Origin of the sequence: Streptomyces boluensis, assembly GCF_009908195.1 — a bacterium.
Taxonomy (GTDB): Bacteria; Actinomycetota; Actinomycetes; order Streptomycetales; family Streptomycetaceae; genus Streptomyces; species Streptomyces boluensis.
Window position 1 is genome coordinate 1 of sequence record NZ_JAAAHS010000389.1, and the last position, 7,088, is coordinate 7,088.

The 7,088-nt window shown below is 72.5% G+C and carries 6 protein-coding genes; 3 read left to right on the forward strand and 3 right to left on the reverse strand.

What is annotated here, in order from left to right; genetic code table 11:
- The first annotated feature begins 130 nt into the window (after positions 1-130).
- Both GUY60_RS31665 and GUY60_RS31670 read left to right on the forward strand, forming a co-directional pair.
- Positions 131-1,873, forward strand: a complete 1,743-nt coding sequence (locus GUY60_RS31665; protein ID WP_161704104.1) for a GAF domain-containing sensor histidine kinase — start codon at positions 131-133, stop codon at positions 1,871-1,873.
- 269 nt (positions 1,874-2,142) lie between these two features.
- On the forward strand, positions 2,143-3,231 hold the full coding sequence (locus GUY60_RS31670; RefSeq protein WP_161704106.1) for a M23 family metallopeptidase: 1,089 nt from the start codon (positions 2,143-2,145) through the stop codon (positions 3,229-3,231).
- A 52-nt stretch (positions 3,232-3,283) separates the two neighbouring features.
- Here GUY60_RS31670 and GUY60_RS31675 read toward each other — a convergent pair whose 3' ends face one another.
- Entirely contained in the window at positions 3,284-4,171 is an 888-nt protein-coding gene (locus tag GUY60_RS31675; protein ID WP_161704108.1) for a Cof-type HAD-IIB family hydrolase, read from the reverse strand.
- 182 nt (positions 4,172-4,353) lie between these two features.
- Here GUY60_RS31675 and GUY60_RS31680 point away from each other — a divergent pair, with 182 nt between their 5' ends.
- Positions 4,354-5,292 (forward strand): LLM class flavin-dependent oxidoreductase, encoded by a 939-nt coding sequence (locus tag GUY60_RS31680; protein ID WP_161704110.1) that lies wholly within the window; start codon positions 4,354-4,356, stop codon positions 5,290-5,292.
- Positions 5,293-5,415: 123 nt separating this feature from the next.
- Here the strand turns inward: GUY60_RS31680 and GUY60_RS31685 are convergent, their stop codons facing one another.
- Both GUY60_RS31685 and GUY60_RS31690 read right to left on the reverse strand, forming a co-directional pair.
- On the reverse strand, positions 5,416-5,958 hold the full coding sequence (locus GUY60_RS31685) for an RNA 2'-phosphotransferase (protein ID WP_161704112.1): 543 nt from the start codon (positions 5,956-5,958) through the stop codon (positions 5,416-5,418).
- Positions 5,959-6,099: 141 nt separating this feature from the next.
- Positions 6,100-7,020, reverse strand: a complete 921-nt coding sequence (locus tag GUY60_RS31690) for a MerR family transcriptional regulator (RefSeq protein WP_161704114.1) — start codon at positions 7,018-7,020, stop codon at positions 6,100-6,102.
- Positions 7,021-7,088 lie beyond the last annotated feature (68 nt).

Genomic DNA, 7,088 nt, shown 5'->3' on the forward strand with positions numbered 1-7,088 from the left:
GCGCGGGGGCGAGGGGGGCGCGGCGCGTGGCTGAGGTGGGCCGGCCCACCTCAGGCTCGGCGGGTGCGGCAGCTTGGACCGCTCCGTACCCGACTTTCCTCGGCAAATAGGACTTACTACTCTCAAGGGCATGTCAGCCCCCGCAGTGCCCGAAGATCCGCCGCCGTTCCCCGAGCGGACCGTGACCGGTCCTGGCGCCGCCGAGCAGGCCGCGCTGAGCCTGCAGGCGCTGCCCGAGGAGCTGGCCGCGCGGCTGCCGCAGCTCCTGGAGGCCATGGTTTCGGTGGGCGCCGGGCTGCGTCTGCACTCCACCCTCGACCGGATCGCGGAGACCGCGGCCAGCCTCACCGGCGCCAGGTACGCGGCGATCGGCGTGATCAACGACCAGGGCGACGGGCTCTCCGACTTCGTCACGTACGGCGTCACCGAGGCGGAACGTGAGCGCATCGGGGAGCTGCCGGACGGCCGGAGCGGGATTCTCGGGGCGCTCATCCAGGACCCGGTCTCGCTGCGGCTCGACGATCTGACCGCCGACCCGCGCTCGGTCGGATTCCCGCCGAACCATCCGCCGATGCGGACCTTCCTCGGCGTCCCGATCCGGGTCGGCGGCGAGGTGTTCGGCAACCTCTACCTGACCGAGAAGCAGGGCGGCGACGGCACGTTCAGCGCGTACGACCAGCACATGGTGAAGGTGCTCGCGACCGAGGCGGGCATCCAGATCGGCAACGCCCGCCTGTACGAGGCGACCCGGCAGCGTGAGCGGTGGATCGACGGCTCCGTCGCCGTGACCACGGCCCTGCTCTCCGGGGCGGACGCCGACGACGCGCTCGCCGTCGTCGCCGAACAGGCCCGCAGGCTCGCCGACTCGGACGCCGGCATCGTGCTGCTGCCCGCCGACGAGGGCGGCCTGGAGATCGTCGCCATCTCCACGGAAGGGCCGCTGCGCCCGCTGGGGGTGGTGATCCCGCCGGAGTCCCCCGCCGTGGACCAACTGCTCGCCGGGGAACCGGTGTTCATCGACGACGCGGCCGCCGACCCGCGGATGATCACCGACCTGGCCAAGGAGTACGGGCCCAGCATGATGCTTCCGCTGCACAGCGGCGGGCGGGTGCTCGGCGCCCTCGCCACTCCGCGGCCGCCCGGCGCGCCGCCGTTCACCGAGGCGGAGAAGACGCTCGCCGCGCAGTTCGCCGCGCAGGCCGCGCTGGCCCTGATGATGGCCGAGGCGCAGCGCGACCGGGAGCGGCTCGCGGTCTTCGAGGACCGTGACCGGATCGCCCGTGACCTGCACGATCTGGTGATCCAGCGGCTGTTCGCCACCGGGATGATGCTGGAGAGCGCGCAGCGCCGCTCGGTGGTGCCCGAGGTGCAGGTCGGGGTGGGCAAGGCGGTCGACGAGCTGGACGTGACCATCCAGGAGATCCGGACCGCGATCTTCGCGCTGCAGCAGGGCCCCGCCGAGGCGCCCTCGGGGCTTCGCACCCGGGTGCTGCGGGAGATCAACATGGCGGCGGTGCCGCTCGGCTTCAAGCCCTCGCACCGTTTCCTCGGCCCGGTCGACTCGCTGGTCGGCGAGCTCACCGGCAAGAACCTCATCGCCGCGCTGCGCGAGGCCCTGTCCAACGCGTTCCGGCACGCCGAGGCCCATCGGATCGAGGTGCTCGTCGACTGCGAGGTGGCGCTGCCGGACGGCGCCCCCGGCGTACGGCTCACGGTGGCCGACGACGGTGTGGGCATCCCCGAGGGCGGCCGGCGCAGCGGCCTGAAGAACCTCAAGCGGCGGGCGGAGTCGCTGGGCGGGAACAGTTGGTACGGGCCCGGGATCGGGGCGGACGGGGGCGGCACGACGGTGGTGTGGCAGGCGCCTCATTAGCGTTGCGCTGTTTTCGGGGGCGGGTTCGGTGCGGGTCGGCCGTGGTGAGGTGCGCAGTTCCCCGCGCCCCTGATCGGGGACTCTCGCCCGTTGTCCGCCGCCGGTTGTTCGTGGCTGGTCGCGCTGTTCCTCGCGCCCCTTACGGGGCGACCCCACGTCGTGGTGCACCCCCCGTCCGGCCGAGCCGGGTGCGGCCGGGTGGGGTAGAGGAGCACCCGTGCGTGCCTCTCGTCCGGGCATCGGCGGTGGTGGCGGGTGACGATCCGGGCATGCGCTCTCGTACTCGCCGCCCGTCGCACTCCTCGCACCTGCCGGTGGTGCTCTGTGCGCTCATCGCGCTGCTCATGGCCGGGGCGCCGGCCGTGGGCGCCCCCGACGAGCCGGGCGACGAGCCGGTCGACGAGCCGAGTGCGAGCGTCGCCGTGCAGCGCCTGTACGCGCAGGCCGCGACGGCGACCCAGCGGTACGAGGAGGGCCGCCGGGCCGCCGAGGGGCAGCGCGCCAAGGCCAGGAGACTGGAGTGGCTCGTGGAACGTGAGCGGCGCCAACTGCGGTTGCTGCACGACGACTTGGGGCGGATCGCGCGTGCCCAGTACCGCTCGGGTGGCGATGTCTCGTACACCGCGCAGTTGCTCATGGCCGACGACCCGGAGCAGTTGATGCGCAGTCAGCGGGCTGCCTGGCAGGCCGATCTGGCGATGGACAACGCCATCAGCAAGACCCAGCGCTCCGCCCGCGCCCTCGACGGCGGCGAACAGCGGGCGCAGGCGGCCTGGCGCGGTCTCGACGCGCGCAAGGCGCAGCTCGCGGAGTTGAAACGCGGCATCGAGCAGAAGCTGGAGGAGGCGCGGTGGACCCTCCAGAACGACGCCGACCGGCAGGTCACCGCGGGCAAGTGCCGGGGTGCCGTACGGCTCGACCAGCCGGAGCAGGACACGGAGCGGGACGCCGGGCGGGAGTGGGTGGCGCCGGTGGAGACGTACGAACTCTCCGCCGGATTCGGTGGTTCCGGTGAGCGCTGGGCGAACCGGCACACGGGGCAGGACTTCGCGGTCGGCATCGGGGCGCCGGTCCGGGCGGCGGGCGCGGGCAAGGTCGTGCGGGTGACGTGCGGTCAGGGCTTCGGCATGGAGGTCGTGGTCGGGCACGAGGGCGGCTACTACACGCAGTACGCGCATCTGGCGGCCGTCACCGTCGACCAGGGGGAGCGGGTGCGGGCCGGGCAGTGGCTCGGGCAGGCGGGCACGACCGGCAACTCGACCGGGCCGCACCTGCACTTCGAGGTGCGCCTCACGCCGCAGTACGGCTCCGGGGTCGACCCGAGGAAGTGGCTGGCGGAGCGGGGCGTGCAGCTCTGAGCCGCCGCGCCGGAAGGGGCTGCCCCGCTGGAAGGCTCCTGAGCCGGGGGCCTCAGGAAGCGAGGCGGTCCGCGAGGATCTGCTCGATGATCACCGCGACGCCGTCGTCGTTGTTGGCGACGGTACGGCCCGAGGCGGCGGCGACGACGTCCGGGTGGGCGTTGCCCATCGCGTACGACGTACCGGCCCAGGAGAGCATCTCCACGTCGTTCGGCATGTCACCGAACGCCACGACCTCGTCCGGGGTGATCCCGCGCTCGGCGCAGCACAGGGCGAGGGTGCTCGCCTTGGAGACCCCGGCCGCGCTGATCTCCAGGAGCGCGGTGGGGCTGGAGCGGGTGACGTTGGCGGCGCCGCCGATCGCGGTACGGGCCAGGGCGAGGAACGCGTCCGGGGACAGCTCGGAATGGTGGGCGAGGAGCTTCAGGACCGGGTGGTCGGCGAGTTCGCTGTCCTCGGCGAGCAGCTTCTCGGCCGGGGCGATCGTGACGGCCGGGTCGAGGTGCAGCGGCGGGTAGGCGAGCTCGTGGTGTATGCCGGTGGTGCGCTCCACGGCGAAGGCCGTGCCGGGGGCGGCCGCGCGCAGCAGCTCGACGACCTCGGTCGCCACCTCCCGCTCGATCGCGCGGATCTTCACGAAGCTGTGGCTGCCCGCGTCGCCGTGCAGGTCGACGACGGCGGCGCCGTTCCCGCAGATCGCCAGGCCGTGGCCGTGTACGTGATCGCTGACCACATCCATCCAGCGAGCCGGGCGGCCGGTCACGAAGAACACCTCGACCCCGGCCTCCTCGGCGGCCGCGAGCGCGGCGACCGTGCGTGGGGACACCGACTTGTCGTCGCGCAGCAGCGTGCCGTCCAGGTCCGTGGCGATCAGCCGGGTGCGGTGGGCGGGGGCGGGGGCTTCCGGTCGCGTCGAGGTCACCCGCGCATTCTTCCGCATTTACCGCACGGTCGGGCGGTCGGGTGCACATCTGAGTGCGGGCGGGCGCTCTTGAGTACGGGGGCTATTGAGTACGGGGCCTCCTGGGTACGGGGCCCTCCTGGGTATGCGCCCGGCTCCGGTGGTCGTACGGCGGACCGCTTCCGCCCGCCGGGTCGCGGGCGGGATCGTACGCTGGCGTAATGACCTCTCCGCTGCGTCTGAGTACCGTGATCCTTCCCATCCACCGCTGGCACGACGGCGGTCGCGCCCGCTGGCAGCGCGCCGAGGAGCTGGGCTTCCACGCGGCGTACACCTATGACCACCTGGCCTGGCGCAGCTTCCGCGACGGGCCGTGGTTCGGGGCCGTGCCGACGCTGACCGCCGCCGCGTCCGCCACCTCGCGGCTGCGCCTCGGCACGCTCGTGACCTCGCCGAACTTCCGCCACCCGGTCACCCTGGCCAAGGAGTTGATCACCCTCGACGATGTGTCCGAGGGCCGGATCACGCTCGGGATCGGCGCGGGCGGCATCGGGTTCGACGCCAGTACGCTGCGCGCGCCCGATGCGGAGCCCTGGACTCCGAAGGAGCGGGCCGACCGCTTCGCCGAGTTCGTGACGCTCCTCGACCAGTTGCTGCGCGAGCCCGCCGACCTCTCGTACGCGGGCGAGTTCTACACCGCGACCGAGGCCCGCAACCTGCCCGGCTGTGTGCAGCGCGAGCGGCTGCCGTTCGCCGTCGCCGCGACCGGGCCGCGCGGGCTGCGGCTCGCCGCGCGCCTCGGGCAGGCGTGGGTGACGACGGGCAACCCGAAGCTGTACGAGTCGGGTACGCCCGAGGAGTCGGTCGAGGCGCTGCGCGGGCAGATCGGCGGGCTCGCCAAGGCCTGCGACGAGGCGGGGCGCGATGTGGCGGAGCTCGACAAGGTGCTGCTCACCGGGTTCACGCCGGACTTCCACCCGGTGGCGAGGAGCGGGCGGCGGCCGATCGACTCGCTCGACGGCTTCGTGGACTTCGCGGGACGGCACGCGGAGCTGGGCTTCAACGAGATCGCCCTGCACTGGCCGATCCCGGACTCCGACTTCGCGGCGGACGAGAAGCTTTTCGAGCGGATCGCCACGGAGGCGGTCAGCCAGCTCTGAGGGGGCAGAGACTCGGGCCTTTGGGGGCGCGCCGACTTCGAACGGCGGGCCGAGATCCGCGTGGTGGGCGGGCCGAGATCCGCGCTGCGGGGCGGGTCGAACTCCGCGTGGCTGGGCGGGCGTTCAGGCGCGCAGGCGTACGTACCGCACGGGTACGGACCGGGTCAGCCAGACACCGTTGGCGCTCAGCCGGAACGTGTGGCCGTCGGCGTGCATCTCGCCGGCGGCCACGCTGAGCACGACGGGGCGGCCGCGGCGGGCGCCCACGCGGGTCGCGGTCTCGCGGTCGGGCGAGAGATGGACGTCGTGCCGGTTCATCGGGCGCAGGCCCTCGCGCCGGATCGCCTCCAGGTGCGCGCCGACCGTCCCGTGGAAGAGGTACGCGGGCGGGGTCGCCGTGGGCAGGCCCAGGTCCACGTCGACGCTGTGGCCCTGGTTGGCGCGGATCCGGCCGCCGTCGACCGCGAACCGCTGTTTGTCGTTGCTCGCGACGGCCTCGTCCAGCTCCGCGCGCGTGATCGGGAAACGGTGTGCGGCGGCGGCTTCGAGCAGGGCGTCGATCTCCGTCCAGCCGGCCGTGTCGAGGGTGAGGCCGATGCGTTCCGGCTCGTGCCGCAGGTGTTTGGAGAGGTATTTCGACACCTTGACGATGCGTCTTTCGTTCATCCCGCCAGGGTGCCCGGTACCCGGTCGAGTTCTCCAACTCTTTACCGGCGAAATGATTGATCCACAGCCAACCTGGGTTATCCACAGGCCAGTTGACGAATCTGTGGACAACGGCCTTGTGGATTGGGGTACTTCGTCAACTCATGGGGTGTTTCCGCGGGTTGATGTCAGATCGTCCAATCGTCTTGTCTGTACCTCGCGTTCGGCGGCCGCTGAGATGAACGCTGCCGCGTTCTCCGCGCCAACCATCTGCTGTACGGCCTGAATTGTGGCTGCGGGCAGGGCGACCGGCAGCTCACCCGACGGGGGCGGTGCCGGTGTCTCGGCGCCCAGGTGTTCGCGCAGGTGCTGGGTGGCGAACGTCCGCATGGCGCGGGCCAGTTCGGCGTCCACGGTCTGCTGGGCGAGGGGGCGCAGTCGGCGTACCAGCGCGGCCGCTTCCGACGCCTCGGAGTCGGAGGGGATGCGGTGCCCGCCGATGTACCGCGCGAAGACGTGCTCGGTGGTGAACTCCAGGAACCTGGACGCTATGTACTCGACCTGAGTGCGCAACTCCCGTAGGTGGCCCGAGATCGCGGTGAGCGGCACGCCCGCCGCGTGCAACTCGACGGCTACGGCCAGCTCTTGGGGGCTCGGCACCAGGAACTCGTCGTCCGTGCCCGGGACTCGCTCCAGTACGCCGAGCTCCACCGCGTCGTCGACCGCCGCCTCGTCGGGGCTGCCGCCGAAGCGCCGGTCGAGGTCGGCGCGGCTGATCCGGTCCGCCTTCTCGTCCGTCCACGGGCCGTCGACCTCCGCGACGAGACCGAGCACGCCGCCCAGGCCGCGGCCCGCGTCCCAGGCCTCCAGGAGTTCCTTTATCGAGGCCAGCGTGAAGCCGCGGTCCAGGAGGTCGGCGATCTGGCGGAGCCGGGCCAGATGCGCGTCCGTGTACACATTGGCCCGGCCGCGCCGCTCGGGGCGGGGCAGCAGGCCACGGTCCTGGTAGGCGCGGATGGTGCGGACCGTGGCGCCGCTGCGGTGCGCCAGGTCCTCGATCCGGTACTCGACGGCGGGCTGCACTGTCGCTGTTTCCTCCTCCACTCGCTGTCCGCTCCGTGCACTGGGGAGCCGACGCCTGCCCCTGGCCC

Bases quoted from the DNA above. Each gene is read 5' to 3' on its own strand.
- GUY60_RS31665 (WP_161704104.1), top strand. From the start codon at position 131: ATGTCAGCCCCCGCAGTGCCCGAAGATCCGCCGCCGTTCCCCGAGCGG.
- GUY60_RS31670 (WP_161704106.1), top strand. From the start codon at position 2,143: ATGCGCTCTCGTACTCGCCGCCCGTCGCACTCCTCGCACCTGCCGGTG.
- GUY60_RS31675 (WP_161704108.1), bottom strand. From the start codon at position 4,171: ATGCGGAAGAATGCGCGGGTGACCTCGACGCGACCGGAAGCCCCCGCC.
- GUY60_RS31680 (WP_161704110.1), top strand. From the start codon at position 4,354: ATGACCTCTCCGCTGCGTCTGAGTACCGTGATCCTTCCCATCCACCGC.
- GUY60_RS31685 (WP_161704112.1), bottom strand. From the start codon at position 5,958: ATGAACGAAAGACGCATCGTCAAGGTGTCGAAATACCTCTCCAAACAC.